Below are 14,520 nucleotides of genomic sequence, written 5' to 3' on the forward strand. Positions count from 1 at the left end.
AGCGGGCCGCGTCGTCAGCGGGCCGCGTCGCGCACGACCTGCTCGTAGATCCGGCCGACGGTATCCGCCTTGCCCTCCCAGGTGTGCTGACGTGCGAGCTCGAGGCTGGCGGCACGCATCCGACGCCGCCGCTCGGGGTCCTCGGCCAGGGCGACGATGGCGTCGCGCAGCCCGGCGACCGTGCCAGCGACGTCCGACACCGGGACCTTGCACGCCGCTGCGTCGTCGAGGATCACGGCGGCGCCCTGGTGGTCGAGGGCGATCACCGGGCAGCCCTGTGACAGCGCCTCGAGCATCTGCACCCCGCCGGAGTCGCGCAGGCTGGTGAACAGCAGCGCATCGCTGGCCCGGTACTCCTGCGCGATGTTTTCGTGGGCGACGCGACCGACGAGTTGCACGCGGTCCTCCACACCGAGCCGCGCGACCATCGCGGGAAGCTCCGCTTCCAGCGGGCCGTGACCGACGATCCGCAGGGTCACGTCGAGGTCCCGGGGCAGGGCGGCCATCGCCCGCAGCGCCAGCGGCAGACCCTTGCGCGCGTAGTAGCGACCGACCCACAGCAGCCGGAGCCTGTCGGCCCCGGACGGCACGTCGGACGGCACGAGGGCGTCCGCCGAGACGCCGACGTCGGCCATCGGGATCGTCTGCCTGGCTCCCAACCGCTCGGCGAGTTCGGCGGTCTCGTCGTTGGCCACGAGCACCACCGCGGCGTCGCGCACGGCCAGACGTGCGGTCGGAACCAGGCGCAGCAGGTAGCGGACGACCACCCGTCGCGCGACCTCGGCGGTCCACCCGGAGGCGTACATCCTTCGTAGACGGGGCGGGGTGCACTGGCCGCCACCCACCGGGCCCAGCACGAACGGCACGGGCAGGCGTCCGAGCAGCGACCCGAGGGACAGGCTGCCGTAGGAGACGTGGTGGACGACGTCGACGGGGTCGGAGGCGAGCCGGCGCCGCGCGACCCGGTGGGCTCGCCACTGCCAAGCGAGGTAGTGGACGTAGACTCCCGCCTGACCGGGGACCCGCTGCGACCATCGTGGTGCAGGAACATGGACGAACTCGAGGCCCGGGACCGGGTGTCGCGCCAACTCCGCCGCGATCTGCGGCCGCGTGTTGGGCAGGGTCAGCACCGTCACCCGGTGACCGGCACGGGCCAGGGCGACCGACCAGTTCCACCCGCCCCCCGGCTCGGAGCCGGCATGTGGCTCGCAGGCGTACGCCGACACCAACACGCGCATCGCATCCCCCCCGAGAGCCGGCCGGTCGCCGCAGGGGCGGACCCTAGCGACGGCGCGTCGAGGTCGCTGCGTTCTCGCCGAGCTCCTGGAATCCTCCGGAGCGTCGCGTGAGGCACCGCGAGCGCAAGGCTGCGCGTCCGAGGGTCGTGATCGTGCAGGCGGTGGTCCTGCAGTACCGCGTGCCGTTCTACCGGCTGTTGCGACGTCGTCTCGACGAGGCCGGGATCGACCTCGACCTCGTGCACAGCAATCCTCCGGCGGACCAGGACGTCTGGGGCGACGCCGTCGACCTGCCGTGGGCGCACCACGTGCCGATGCGGCGACTCCCGCTCGGCGGTCGTGAGCTGCTCTGGCAACGCTGCCGCGAGCTGGTCCGACGCGGTGACCTGGTGATCGTGGAGCAGGCCAGCCGCCACGTCATCAACTACCGGCTGAGCCTGGAGCAGCTGCTCGGGCGACGACGCCTCGCCTACTGGGGCCACGGCCGCAACCACGCCGAACAGACCAGCAAGGTCGGCGAGTGGGTCAAGGCACGCCTGACGCCCCAGTGTCACTGGTGGTTCGCCTACACCTCGGAGTCCGCGGACCTGGTCGCGGCGACCGGCTTCCCGCGCGAGCGCATCACCGATGTCCGCAACGCCGTGGACACGCAGGCACTGGCCGGCCTCGTCGACGGACTCGATGTCGCCGATCGCCGTCGGATCCGGGCGGAGCTCGACCTGCCCGAGCAGCACGTCGGCCTGTTCGTGGGCGGGCTCTCGCACGACAAGCAGTTGCCTGACGTGATCGCTGCGGCCGATGCCGTCCGCGAGCGGGTGCCCGACTTCCACCTGGTGATCGCCGGCGCCGGCCCGCTCGAGCCGGTGGTCCGTGAGGCGGCGCAACGACGCCCCTGGCTGCACTACGTCGGCGCGCGCTTCGGTGCCGGCAAGGCGGAGCTGCTCGCCGTCGCCGACGTCCTGCTCATCCCGGCCTGGGCCGGCCTGGTCGTCCTGGACGCCTTCGCGGGAGCAGTGCCACCGGTCGCCAGCTCGGACCGTCCACACCCGCCGGAGATCGCCTACGTGACCGACGACGTGGACGGCGTCCTGGTCGCCGACGGAGGTGACCCGCGAGTCTACGGCGCCGCCGTGGCCGAGCTGCTGCTCGACCCGCGACGGCGCACGCGACTCGCCGAGGGCTGTCGTCGTTCCCGCGCGTCCTACACCGTCGAGGAGATGGCCCGGCGGTTCGCCGACGGCATCGTGCAGGCGCTCAGCGACGAAGCCCGACCGCGTCCGCCTCGTCGTCGCTGACCGTTGCGGTCGGGACGTGTACCGGCCGCGGCATCGGCGCATCGCCGACCAGCCCCGCCGCGAGCTCGCGGTAAGCGGCGGCGAAGCGGCTCCGCGTGTGCGTGGACCGGGCATAGGTCCAGGCGCGGTCGGCCGCCTGGCGCAGCTCGTCGGTGCTGCGAGCGGCCAGTTCGCCGACCGCTGACCGGATCGACGCGACGCTGGCCTCCTGCAGCACGACCGCGGCGTCGGCGGGCGCGTCGATGCCGGCCGCCGGCGTCATGATCGGGATCAGGCCGGCATGCATCGCGGTGATGACCGAGCCCGACTGCGCATCGGAGGCCGTGGGATACACGAGACCGATGGTGTCGCGCATGAGCGCCTCGAACTGCGGCCCGGTGACGTCCACCCAGCCGAGGGTGGTGATGTTGGGCGTCTCGAACAGCTCCCGGTGGAAGGCCGCGCGGAAGTCGGGTTCGTCGTCGATCGGGCCGCAGACGGTCAGATGGCAGTCCGGCAGCTCGGCGAACGCCTCGAGCACCAGGTCGAGGCCGCGCAGGACCAGTCCGCCGCTGCTCAGGAACACGAAGCGGTTGCGCACCCGGTCGACGTCCTTCTCGACCGGCCGGTCGAACGTCCGGATGGGGGTGCCCGGAACGGGGTAGAGCGGCTTGCCCGCGTACGCCCACCGCTGGGCGGCGTGCCGGCCGCCGTAGAGCACGCCGAGGTCGGCGTGTTCGATCGCGAGGTTGGTCCTGCGCTCGACCCGACGGGGCTGCAGCGACACGCCACGCCGCTGCTGCAAATCGACCAGACGGTCGAACTCGGCCGCGTTCTGGAACAACAGGTGCTGGACCTCGATGTGGTGCACCCGGATGCAGTCGTCGTCGAGCAAGGGCGCGAGTCGCTCGAGGTTGTTGCGGGTGTCGATGACGAGGTCGTAGTGCCGCCGCGGGGTGAACAGGAAGTTGCGGTAGTTGACGACGTCGACGTCGTAGCCGAGCTCGAGATAGGTACGGGCGATCTCCCGGCACTCCCACAGGTTGGTGTGCGGCGCGGGGAAGGTGCCGTCCTGCAAGGCGAACGCCTCGGTCATGTAGGACAGCAGCACGGCGCCGCGTGCCGGTCGCACCTCGGTCCGCAGTTCGAGGGTGCGCAGTGCCGGCCGCAGGACCTTGGCACGGGTCTGCAGCCAGTCGCGTCGCAGCCGAGCGGCCTGGGCGGCACCGGACAAGGGGTTCACGAACCTGCTCCTCTGGATCGGCCCGATCGGATCGGGCGCACGTTCATCGTTGCTGTCGGGATCCGCGGTCGTCCGGGCCCACGACCGTCGACGGCGGCTTCCCAGGTGCCGTCCGGTCGTCGCACCGGACAGACGTGGTGCATGCCGGTCGCGTTCCATCCCACGCCGCTGGCCGTGAGGACCGGACCGAGCGGCTCCTCGACGTAGGCGTCAGGCGTCAGCTCGACGATCCGCCAGGCGTCCACCCGCCGTCCGTAGTCACCGAGGCAGTCCTGCGAGAAGCGGATCGGGCCCGACTCGTCCACGACGACCGGACCGGCCGGCCGCGCGCGGCTGGCGTCACCGGCGACGACCGGACTGGCCGGGTGTTCCCGCCACGGGCCGGTCAACGCGTCGGCGACGTAGAGCCGCAGCGTGTCGAACGCGGACGAGGTCTCGACGAACATCCACCACCGCCCCTGGTGCCGGAACGGGGTGGCGTCGTGGAAGTACCCGCCCTCCAGCAGCGTCGTCACGTACTCCCACCGATCCGGGAAGGTGACCGCGCGGTACAGCCGTACCTGCTCCACCTCGGCGGTCTCCGGCACCAGGTACCAGCAGCCCTCGTGGTGGAACACGTGGGGATAGGACAGGTGGAACGGCTCGACGAGTACGCGTCCGCGGTACCGCCAACGGCCGGCGCCGGTGTGCTCGGCCAGGCCGATCTCGCCCCGTCCGCTGCGCCGGTTGAGCACCTCGAAGAACAGCAGACGACGCCCACCCGAGCAGATCAGGAAGGGATCGGCGACGATGTCGGCCGGGACGTCGTCGATCTCGGCGGTCGTGATCGCCAGTGCCTCCGCACCGTTCGGCTGCAGGGCGTGCAGGTGCGGGCCGGTCGTGACGCCGATCGCCCACTCCTGCCGGTGCCGGACCTTGGCCGGCTGCAGCCGGGCCGGAAGACGCAGCAGGGCGTCGCGGACGTGTCCGCCGATCAGGCGGCGCGGGGTCCCGGGGCGTGGTGGGACGGCGTCGGTCATCGACGTCGTTCCTCCACTCCGGACGGCTGGTGTTCGGCGGGACCGTCGACACCCGTGTCCGGTCGCCGCCGTCGGTCGGACACGTGACGGGGGAGCCCCGGCATGGCGGATCCCCCGTGGTCGACCGACGACGGGGAGACGGTAACGAGTCACGACTGGTCGCGGAGCCAGTTCGTCACGGCGCTCCGGCGTTGTCCGCAAACCGCCCGGCACGACTAGTCCGGCAATCCAGGCTGCCAGCGGCGCTATCGTCCACGGCCGACGAACCGGGGAGTGCACGGGTGACCGGACCGGTCGCGGGGTGGTGGCGGCGGCTGCCCGTGACGTGGCGGCGGTGGCTGCGACGCAGGCTGCGCCGGCCGCGCTGGGGCGGTCTGCGGCGCATGCGGCCGGTCAGCGACGTGTTCGGCTTCGACCGTGGCACGCCGGTCGACCGGTACTACCTCGAACGCTGGCTCGAACGGCACCGCGAGGACCTGCGCGGCGTCGTCGGCGAGATCGCCGAGGACCACTACACGCGCCGGTTCGGTGGCCCGTCGGTGGAGCAGGTGGAGATCATCGACCTCCACGCCGGCAACCCGCGGGCGACGCTCGTGGCCGACCTCGGCATCCCCGGCAGCCTTCCGACGGCCCGGTTCGACGCACTGCTCGTGGTGCAGACGTTGCAGTACGTCGCCGAGCCGGACCTCGCGCTGGGCAACTGCCTCCAGGCGCTGCGGCCCGGCGGCGTGCTGCTGGTCGCCGTGCCGGCGCTGGTTCCCCACGACGAGCGGATGCCCGCCGGCCTCGACCGCTGGCGGTACTGGCCGGCCGGCCTCGCTGCCGCCGTCCGCCGGGCGGCGCCCGACGCCGCCGTCGAGGTGACCGGCTACGGCAACCTCGTCGCGGCGACCGCCGCGCTCCACGGCATCGCCGCCGAGGAGTTGCGGACCCGGGAGTTGGCGGACGCGGACGCGCGGTTCCCGGTGCTGGTCTGTGCACGCATCCGGGTGGCCGCCGCGTGAGCCCGGGGCGCCGGATCCGCCCCGGCTACCCTGCCGCGATGCAGTCGGTGAAGCGGCGAGGACGTGCGGTCGCGGACCGCGTCGTGGAGCAGCGGGTCGCGCAGCGGGTGGCCGCCGCGTCGGCGGGGCGGCGCGGTCGCGGGCTCGTGCTGTTGTGGCACCGTGTCCGTCCGGAGGGACCCGGCGAGGACGAGGTCGTCCGCAGCGTCGCGACCGCTGACCTGGCCGAGCAGCTCGACGTCCTGCGGGAGCTCGGCGACGTCGTCGCGCTGGCGGAGCTCGAGCACCTCGGCCGACGGAGACGCCCGGCGTTCGCGTTGACCTTCGACGACGACGACCCCGGACACGTCCGCGAGACGCTGCCGCTGCTACGGGCGCGAGATCTGCCGGCGACCTTCTTCCTGTCGGGACGCTGGCGCACCGCGGCCGGGCCGTACTGGTGGGAACACCTCGAGAGCTGCGCGCGGTCGTCGGGCGTGGCCACGGTCGCCGCCGCACTCGGGCTGGCGCCCACGACCGATGTTCGTGCGCTGGCCGGCGCGCTGACCGGCACGCCGGGGTCCCTGCGGCTGACCTCGCGCGCCACGGGTGGCAGCGACACCATGACGCGCGACCAGGCCGGCGCACTGGTCGCCGCCGGCATGGAGATCGGTTTCCACACGTTCGCGCACCCGTCGTTGCCGAGTCTGCCGGACGCGGCCCTGCGCGCGGCGCTGACCGCGGGGCGGGACGAGCTCGCGGCGGAGCTCGCGACCCCACTGCGTCGCTTCGCCTACCCGCACGGGCACGCCGACGCCCGGGTCGCCGCGGCGACCCGCGACGCCGGCTACCTCAGCGCCTGGACCACGGCCAAGCGGGTGGCACGCGCCGACGACGAGCCGATGCGACGCGGACGCTGGGACCTGGGGCATCTCCCGATCGACCGCTTCCGCACCACCGTGCTGCGGGGACTGGCGCGGCCGTGGGACTGAGCGTGGCCGTGGTCGTGCCGAGCAAGGACCGGCCGGTGCTGTTGCGACGCACGGTGCGCAGCATCCTCGCCCAGCGCGACGTCGCGCTGCAGGTGGTGGTCGTCGACGACGGCTCCGCCACCCCGCAGACGGACGCGCTGGCCGAGCTGACGGGTGACCCCCGGCTGACCGTCGTGCGCAGCGAACGCGCCGGCGGCGTGGCCCGGGCACGCAACCGCGGCGCCGAGGTCGTCGACGCCGACGTCGTGGCGTTCTGCGACGACGACGACCTGTGGGCCCCGGGCAAGCTCGCGGACCAGCTCGACGCGCTGGTCGAGGTCGGGGCGGACTGGGCCTACACCGGCGCGGTGAAGTTCGCCGCCGGGCCGGTCGTGTGGCAGGTGATGCCGCCACCCGTCCCCACCGAGGTCGTCGCACGGCTGCCGACCAAGAACGTGATCCCGGCCGGGGCGTCGAACGTGCTGGTCCGCCGCGACGCCTTCGTCGCCGCCGGGGGGTTCGACGCCGGGCTCGGGCACCTGGCCGACTGGGACCTGTGGATGCGCCTACGGGAGGGCGGACCGCCGGCCGCCGCATCCGGGATCGGCGTGGCCTACCGCCTGCACCCGGGGGCGATGTCGTTGCATCCCGAGGGGATCCTGCGCGAGCTCACGGTGCTGGATCGCCGCTGGCGGGACGCGCGCGACGGTCGGCCGCTGGATCCGGGTCCGACCCACCTGTGGATCGCGATGAGCTGGCTGCGCGCCGGGCGGCGGCTGCCGGCCGCGGCCGCCTACCTCCGGGCCGCACGCACCCGTCCGGGGCCGGGCCTGCGCGGCATGGCCCGCACGGCCCATCCCCGACCGCCACGGCCGGCGCACGTGGTCGACACCGGCGAACGGGGGAGCGCCGGCCGTCGGGTGCAGCGCCACGAGCTGCCCGACGACGTGTTGCGCCTGCTGTACGACGACGCCGCGGCGGGACCGCCGTGAGCGCCGACGCGGTGGACGCCGCGGCGGTGGGCGCCGCCCCGACCGTGTCGGTCGTGCTGATCTTCCATGACGACCACCGCTTCCTGCCCGAGGCGATCGCCGGCGTGTTCGCGCAGACCTATCGGGACTGGGAGCTGGTCCTCGCCGACGACGGGGCCACCGACGGGAGCACGGACCTCGCCCGCGCCTGCGCACGCGAGCATCCGGGCCGGGTGCGCCACGTGGAGCATCCGGCGCACGCCAATCGGGGTCCCGCAGCCGCCCGCAACCTCGGGGTCCGTGCCGCCCGGGGGCGCTACCTCGCGGTGCATGACGCCGACGACGTCTGGGAGCCCGACAAGCTGGCCGAGCAGGTCGCGATCCTGGATCGCCATCCGCAGGTCGGCCTGGTCGTGGGCGCCTCGCGGTACTGGTGGAGCTGGGCCGGTGCTGCGGCCGAACGCGAGGACCGGATCATGCCGATCGGGGTGGAGCCCGACCGGATCCACCGACCGCCGGAGCTGGCCGTGCGACTGAGCCCGCTCGGCCGTGGCGTCGCCCCGTGCCCGTCGTCGTGGCTGCTGCGCCGGGAGCTCGTCGAGCAGATCGGTGGCTGGGAGGAACACGTGCACCCGGTCCTCGAGGACCAGGGATTCCTCGGCAAGGCCTACCTGGTCGCCGACGTGTGGGTCTCGAGCCGGGTCTGGGACCGCTACCGGCGTCATCCCGGGCAGCTGGTGGCCGTCACGACCGGCGAGCACTACCACGCGGCGCTGCGCGACTGGCTCACCTGGTACGAGGCGCACCTGCGTGCGCGTGGCGTCACCGACCCCCGGCTGCGTCGGGCCCTGCGGCGGGCGTGGCTGCCCTACCGCCGTCCGTGGCTGGCTGCGCTGCGACACGCTGCAGGACGCCGACGGGCACGGTTGCGCGTGCTGCTGCGGGATCGGGGCGGGCGATGAGCGCGGACGTCACGGTCGTGATCCCGACCCGGGACCGGTTGCCGCTGCTGGCCCAGACCCTGCACACGGTGCTCGGCCAGCGCGGGGTGACGCTGGAGGTGGTGGTCGTCGACGAGGGCTCGACCGACGGCACCGCCGCCTGGGTGCAGGGGCGCGACGATCCGCGGGTGCGGTGCCTGACCGCCGACCGGCCGCGTGGCCTGCCGGCTGCCCGCAACGCCGGGCTCGCCGAGGCGCGCGCCCCGTGGGTCGCCTTCGTCGACGACGACGACCTGTGGGCACCGGACAAGCTGGCTCGGCAGCTGGCCGCAGCGGAACGCGCCGATGCGGCGTGGTCCTACGGCGCCGGGCTGGACATCGGCCCGGCCGGACGGCTGGTGCGGGTCAACCCGGTGGCTGCGGGGGAGTGGCGGCAGCTGCCCTGGCGCAACGTCGTCCCGGGAGGGGGGTCCAACGTCGTCGTCCGCCGTGACGTGCTGCGCGAGCTCGACGGGTTCGACCCGTCGCTGCCGGCGGCCGAGGACTGGGACCTGTGGATCCGCCTCGCGCGGGGCGGCGCGCCGGGGCTCGTGGCCGACCCGGTGGTCGCCTACCGCTTCCACGGCGGCAACATGTCCCGCGGGGTCGCCCGCATGCTGCAGGGCGTCGACGTCCTCGACGTCCGCCATCGCGACCTGCGTGACGGCGCACCGCTCGATCGTGAGGACCTCTACCGCTGGGTCGGCAACGGTGCGCTGCGCGCGGGGGACCGGGCCGCGGCCCGACGGTTGGCCTGGCGTGCCCGTCGCGCCGGGCACCCCGGTGCCGGCCGCCGAGTCGCCCGCACGCTGGTCCCGCTGCCGGCGCGGGTCGCCACCGAGGAGCCGCGTTCGCGACTGGGGCGGGCCTGGGTTCGCCCCTCACCACCATGGCCCGACGGCAGCGACGGCTGGGTCCGTGCGGCGCTGGCGGTGACGCCGTGACCGGCGCGCGCGACACCGTCACGCGGTCGGTGACGGACGACGAACGACGCCTCGTACTGGTGATGTGGGGCGACCTGTTCGAGGACTTCCACGACACGATCGGCGTGGACCTCCGACGCTTCCGCGACGAGCTGACCGGTGGTTGGTTGTTCGCCTACGTCGAGGCGCTCGCCCGCGTCGGTGTGCGCACCACGCTGGTGCACGTCTCCGCCCGGGTGGGCACGGTGACGCGGTTCCGGCACCGGCCGACCGGCGCGGCCGTCACGATCCTGCCGGCCCCACGTCGCCACCGCCTGCTGCGGGCGCTCGGGCGACGCTTCGCGGGACGCCGGTCGCTGAAGTCGCTCGCCTCGTACGGTTCGCTGCCGCTGCTCGCCCTGGCGTCCGAGCTGCGCCGATGCCGCGCCGAGGCCGTGCTGACCCAGGAGTACGAGCACGCCCGCTTCGACGTGCTCGTCGCTCTCGGCCGCCTGCTCCGGGTGCCGGTGTACGCCACCTTCCAGGGAGGCGTGCGTCCCCGCAGTCGCCTCGACGCGCTGGTACGTCGCCGGGCCGTCCGGGCGGCGGCCGGACTGATGATCGCCTCGGCCGACGAGCGCGCCCGGGTGATGGCCGACTACGACGTGCCACCCGAGCGGATCGCGCCGGTCCCCAACGCCCTCGACCTCGCCGGGTCACCGGCACCGGACCGTACGGCAGCCCGGGCCCGGCTCGGGATCCCCGACGCCGCGCGGGTCGTGCTGTGGTACGGACGGGTCACGATCCACCGGAAGGGACTCGACGTCCTGCTCGACGCGTGGTCGCGGGTGCGCGGTACCGGCCCCGACGGCGAGACGGTGCTGTTGCTGGTCGGCACCGGCCCGGACGCCGCGGAGCTGCACCGGCGTCTCGCTGGGCCGGCGTGGTCCTCGGTGCGGTGGCGCGACGAGTACGTCGCCGACCGGCAGGAGCTGCTCGTCTACCAGTCGGCGGCGGACGTGTTCGTGCTGCCCTCGCGTCACGAGGGGTTCGCGGTCGCGCCGATCGAGGCGATGGCGCTCGGGTTGCCCGTCGTGGCCGGTGACGCGCCCGGGATACCGGACCTGTTGCCCGACGGGGAGGCCTCCGGTGGGCTGGTGGTGCCCCGCGAGGATCCCGACGCTCTGGCGCGGGCGTTGCAGCGGCTGCTCGACGATCCGCAGCTGTGTCGTCGGGTTGGCGTGCGTGCCCGGGCTCGGGTCGAGGCGTGCTACGGGCTCGACGTCGTCGGTCGGCAGCTCAGGGACGCGATCTTCCCGCCGTCATCACGCGCAGCGCCGAGGACACCTCCTCGACGACGGCGGTGACCGGCGCGTCGGCCGCAGCGGTGACCAGCGGGACCCCGGCGGTGGCGAGGTGTGTCAGCAGGCGGGCGAGGGCGGCGTCCATGGCGGGCATCACGGCGACGTCGGTGAACTCCTTGTTGCGGCGATGCACCCGCTCGACGGCCACGGACAGCGGCAGGCCGAGGTGCACGACCGCGTCGGGCAGGGGACAGGTGGCGAGCAGGCGGTCGGCCGCCGGGTCGCCGGCGGGCAGCAGCGCGAGCAGGAACAGCAGTCGCTGCAGCACGGCCTCGTGCAGCACGACCCGGTCGCCGGGAGCGCCCACGCGCTGCACGTAGGCCCGTTCGGACCAGCTCTCGAACAGCAGTTCCACCGCCAGCTTTTGTGCCGCCGAATCGGTGAGCCGTTCGCCCGCGTCCAGGACGGCGTCGGCATGACGGCGGTGGGCGAGGACGAAGGTGCCGGCGTCCTTCGCGTCGGGCCCGCCCGCCGCGAGCAGGCGTCGCCGCAACGCCGCCGGCAGGACGGCGACCGCCAGCCGGTGTCGGCGCCGCCGACGCGGCCGCCGCCGCTCCCGGTCGAGCAGGCCGGCGACGTCCGACCAGTCCGTGGCGGCGACCACCCCGGCGGCGACGGTGGTCTTGCCGGCCCCGGGCAGTGCCAGCAGCTCCACCGTGAACGGGGCCGCGACGCGAACGTCGGCCGTCTCAGCCACCGCCCGCGCTCCGGCGTCGGGGACGGTGCTGTCGCGCGGCACGCAGGCCGGCCACCAGCAGCGGGCGGGCCCGTCCCTCCCGGACGGCGAGCCGTCCCGCCCGCCAGGCGTCGGCACGTCGGCCGGCGTGCGCGAGTGCGGCCGCTTCCTGCAGCGCCCAGGCCGCGTACTGGTCGCGTGCGCGGCGCAACGCGGTCGCCGCCGCCGGCTCGCCGAGGGCCCGGGGCAGGTAGCGGGCGATCAGGTCGGTGGCGAGCAGCATGTCGCGGACCAGGGCGTCGCTGCCGCGCGCGGCTCCGGAGAGCGATCCGGGGCGCTGCATGCGGTAGACGGCCAGAGGAGCAGGCTCGAACCAGACGGGTGTCGTGGCGGCCACGCGCACCCACATCTCCCAGTCCTCACCACTGGTACGGAACCCCTCGAGGTAGCCGCCGAGTCGCTCGTAGGTCCGGCGACGCAGCACCATCGCCGGGGTCGTGGTGCGCTGACCGGCGGCGATGCGGCGCAACCAGTCGTCGAGCACGCCGGGCTCCGGACGCTCGACCGGGGAGAACGCCCGCCAGTGGCCCTCGGCATCGGCGTAGATGGTGCGGACGAACGCGGCACCGAGCTCGGGGCGCTGCCGCAGCGGCTCCTCGAGGGCTGCGTAGAAACCGGGACGGACCTCGTCGTCGTCGTGCAGCAGGTGCACCACCTCGCCGCGGCTGCGTCGGACACAGGCATTGAAGTTCGCGCTGTGCCCGACGTTGCGTGGCTGCCGGTGGTAACCGACCCGGCCGCCCCCGAGGCGTTCGACGAGTGTGGCGATCTCCCGCGACGGGGAGCAGTCGTCGACGACCTCGATCTGCATGTGCTGCGGACCGGGGTCCTGCTCCAGGACGCTCGTCAGCGCGCCGGTGAGGTGGTCCTGGCCGTTGTAGGTCGGGATCATCACCGACCAGAACGGTCGCGGCGCGCCGTCGGACACGGGCGCGACGGCCGGTGGCGTCCACGTCGGCGGCAGCGATCCGGCGCGCTCGTGCCCGATGGACGGCGCGCTCATACGGCGGTGTCCGACCAGCGCGCCAGGCGCCGGAAGGCGGCGTTGGTCCGGGTCAGCTCGTCGAAGGGACCCACGGCGACGATGCGACCGGCCTCCAGGAACACGATGCGGTCGTAGTCCTGCACGGTCGAGAGCCGGTGCGCGACGGTGACGATGGTGTGGGTCTCACGCAGGCCGTCGAGCGCGTCGATCAGCGCGGACTCGGTCAGGTTGTCCAGCGCCGAGGTGCCTTCGTCGAACACCAGGACCGAGGGGCGGCGGTAGAGCGCGCGGGCGATCGCGACCCGCTGTTGCTGGCCCCCGGAGAGGCGCACCCCACGTTCCCCCAGCCGGGTCTCGAGCCCGTCGGGGAGCGTGTCGACGAACGCCGTCAACTGCGCGAGATCCAGGGCCTCACGGACGGCGCGCGCGTCGATGTCGGTATCGGGCACCCCCAACGCGACGTTGCGTTCGAGGGTGTCGTCGAGCAGGAAGACGTGCTGGGAGACCAGGCCGATGCTGCGCTGCCAGGCGGCCTCACGCCCCGCGAGATCGACCCCGTCGACCGTGATCCGGCCCGAGGTGGGGGGCGCCAGGCCGACCAGCAGATCGACCATCGTGCTCTTGCCGGCGCCGGTGGCGCCGACCAGCCCGATCGACTCGCCGTGGCGGATGACGAGGTCGATGTCCTCCAGCGTGGGCTCGTCGGCACCGGGATGGACGAACGTGACCTGCTCGAAGCGCAACTGCGCGTGCAGGTGCATCGGCTGGTCGTCGGACGCCCGTGCCGCCAGCGGCAGGTCGAGGTCGGCCTCGACGTCGTCGAGAGCGGCCCGGCCGAAGCGCATCGAGTTGAGCGACGACACGATGTGGTTGAGCGAGGGCATGATGCGCAGCGCCGCGTAGGCGAACAGACCCAGGACCGGGATCGTGTTGCCCGTGCCGTCGCCGGTGACGGCGGACAGGCCGATGAACGTGGCCAGGAAGAGCACGACGACGGCTTCGATCGACACGCGCGGCAGGTCGCTGAGCACGGCCCGTCGCCAGCGGATGCGGGCGATCTCGCGTCGCGCGTCGGCGAAACGGTCGAGGAAGTAGTCCTGACGCCCCAGCACGGTGATGTCGCGGTAGCCGTGCAGACCCTGCTGCAGGGTCTGGTAGCTGCGGGTCGCCTCGAGCTGGGCCGCCCGACCGAGCCGCTTCATCCGCGGCTGCACGACCATCAGGGTGACCCACACCAACGGCGTGAGGAAGGCGAGCACCAGGAGGGTCGCACCGGGCGCCGTCACCAGCAGGACCGCCACCATGGCGAGCACGAGCAGCCCGTCGGAGAGGATGCGCACCGCCGGCACGACGACCGAACCGAGGATCTCCCCGACCGAGTCGTTGGTGTTGCGAATCAGCTCGGCCGAGTTGCGCTGCAGGTGGAAGGCGTACGGCAACCGCAGGTAGCGCTGCAACAGCCGGGTGGCGAGCTGGACGCCGACGAGCTGGGTCGCGCGGGTCTGGAAGTACTTCTGCCACAGCACCAGGCCGGCGCGCAGCAGGAAGAAGCCCGCCACGGCGATCGCGGCCCCGACCACGAGGCGTTCGTGGGCGACCGGCGGCAGCAGGGCCCGGACGTCACCGAGCACCGGCAGCTCGATGGTCCCCTCGGCCTCCGTCGCGATCGAGACCAGACCGAAGACCAACACGGCCCCGAGGGCTTCGACGCCACCGACGACGATGGCGAGCACCACGACACCGACCCACCGGGCACGCAGGTCGCGGTCGATGAGTCGCAGGTAGCGCCGCGCTCCCTCGACCATCGCTCCTCCTCGGCCGCGGCGGCCCCCGACGATTCGCCGACGGGGCGCG

General features: G+C 73.7%; 13 protein-coding genes. 7 read left to right on the forward strand and 6 right to left on the reverse strand.

Features of this window, described 5'->3' with window-relative positions:
* Positions 1-14: 14 nt before the first annotated feature.
* The gene (locus tag ELR47_RS07610) at positions 15-1,238 is read right to left on the reverse strand and encodes a glycosyltransferase family 4 protein (RefSeq protein WP_130649351.1); all 1,224 of its coding nucleotides are present in this window, start codon (positions 1,236-1,238) and stop codon (positions 15-17) included.
* 107 nt (positions 1,239-1,345) lie between these two features.
* Here ELR47_RS07610 and ELR47_RS07615 point away from each other — a divergent pair, with 107 nt between their 5' ends.
* Positions 1,346-2,533, forward strand: coding sequence for a glycosyltransferase family 4 protein (locus tag ELR47_RS07615; RefSeq protein WP_130649352.1), 1,188 nt, complete (start codon positions 1,346-1,348; stop codon positions 2,531-2,533).
* Here the strand turns inward: ELR47_RS07615 and ELR47_RS07620 are convergent.
* Positions 2,493-3,755 (reverse strand): glycosyltransferase, encoded by a 1,263-nt coding sequence (locus ELR47_RS07620; protein WP_130649353.1) that lies wholly within the window; start codon positions 3,753-3,755, stop codon positions 2,493-2,495. The genes ELR47_RS07615 and ELR47_RS07620 overlap by 41 nt on opposite strands.
* Positions 3,752-4,774: a glucosamine inositolphosphorylceramide transferase family protein gene (locus ELR47_RS07625; RefSeq protein ID WP_188584386.1), complete on the reverse strand. Its 1,023-nt coding sequence runs from the start codon at positions 4,772-4,774 to the stop codon at positions 3,752-3,754. The genes ELR47_RS07620 and ELR47_RS07625 overlap by 4 nt, the downstream gene beginning before the upstream one ends.
* A 281-nt stretch (positions 4,775-5,055) precedes the next feature.
* Here ELR47_RS07625 and ELR47_RS07630 point away from each other — a divergent pair, with 281 nt between their 5' ends.
* The 6 genes from ELR47_RS07630 to ELR47_RS07655 all read left to right on the forward strand — a co-directional run bounded on the left by ELR47_RS07630 (position 5,056) and on the right by ELR47_RS07655 (position 10,948).
* Positions 5,056-5,778, forward strand: coding sequence for a methyltransferase domain-containing protein (locus tag ELR47_RS07630; protein ID WP_130649354.1), 723 nt, complete (start codon positions 5,056-5,058; stop codon positions 5,776-5,778).
* Positions 5,779-5,861: 83 nt separating this feature from the next.
* Positions 5,862-6,749 (forward strand): polysaccharide deacetylase family protein, encoded by an 888-nt coding sequence (locus tag ELR47_RS07635; RefSeq protein ID WP_130649355.1) that lies wholly within the window; start codon positions 5,862-5,864, stop codon positions 6,747-6,749.
* Positions 6,740-7,720 carry a glycosyltransferase family 2 protein gene (locus tag ELR47_RS07640; protein WP_165403920.1) on the forward strand — a complete coding sequence of 327 codons (981 nt, stop codon included), beginning with the start codon at positions 6,740-6,742 and terminating at the stop codon, positions 7,718-7,720. The genes ELR47_RS07635 and ELR47_RS07640 overlap by 10 nt, the downstream gene beginning before the upstream one ends.
* Positions 7,717-8,661: a glycosyltransferase family 2 protein gene (locus ELR47_RS18250; protein ID WP_165403921.1), complete on the forward strand. Its 945-nt coding sequence runs from the start codon at positions 7,717-7,719 to the stop codon at positions 8,659-8,661. The genes ELR47_RS07640 and ELR47_RS18250 overlap by 4 nt, the downstream gene beginning before the upstream one ends.
* On the forward strand, positions 8,658-9,623 hold the full coding sequence (locus tag ELR47_RS07650) for a glycosyltransferase family 2 protein (protein WP_130649357.1): 966 nt from the start codon (positions 8,658-8,660) through the stop codon (positions 9,621-9,623). The genes ELR47_RS18250 and ELR47_RS07650 overlap by 4 nt, the downstream gene beginning before the upstream one ends.
* Positions 9,620-10,948, forward strand: coding sequence for a glycosyltransferase family 4 protein (locus ELR47_RS07655; protein WP_205745508.1), 1,329 nt, complete (start codon positions 9,620-9,622; stop codon positions 10,946-10,948). Before ELR47_RS07650 ends, ELR47_RS07655 begins: the two co-directional genes overlap by 4 nt.
* On the opposite strand, the gene ELR47_RS07660 is transcribed toward ELR47_RS07655, so the two are convergent.
* The 3 genes from ELR47_RS07660 to ELR47_RS07670 are packed head-to-tail and all read right to left on the reverse strand — an operon-like array spanning position 10,881 to position 14,471.
* Entirely contained in the window at positions 10,881-11,642 is a 762-nt protein-coding gene (locus tag ELR47_RS07660; RefSeq protein ID WP_130649359.1) for a hypothetical protein, read from the reverse strand. The two genes, ELR47_RS07655 and ELR47_RS07660, sit on opposite strands and share 68 nt — an antisense overlap.
* Complete coding sequence (locus tag ELR47_RS07665; RefSeq protein ID WP_130649360.1) at positions 11,635-12,684, reverse strand: glycosyltransferase family 2 protein; 1,050 nt, start codon at positions 12,682-12,684, stop codon at positions 11,635-11,637. Before ELR47_RS07665 ends, ELR47_RS07660 begins: the two co-directional genes overlap by 8 nt.
* Positions 12,681-14,471: an ABC transporter ATP-binding protein gene (locus tag ELR47_RS07670; RefSeq protein ID WP_165403922.1), complete on the reverse strand. Its 1,791-nt coding sequence runs from the start codon at positions 14,469-14,471 to the stop codon at positions 12,681-12,683. The genes ELR47_RS07665 and ELR47_RS07670 overlap by 4 nt, the downstream gene beginning before the upstream one ends.
* Positions 14,472-14,520: the final 49 nt, after the last annotated feature.

Source organism: Egicoccus halophilus, from assembly GCF_004300825.1.
In the GTDB taxonomy this organism is placed as follows: Bacteria; Actinomycetota; Nitriliruptoria; order Nitriliruptorales; family Nitriliruptoraceae; genus Egicoccus; species Egicoccus halophilus.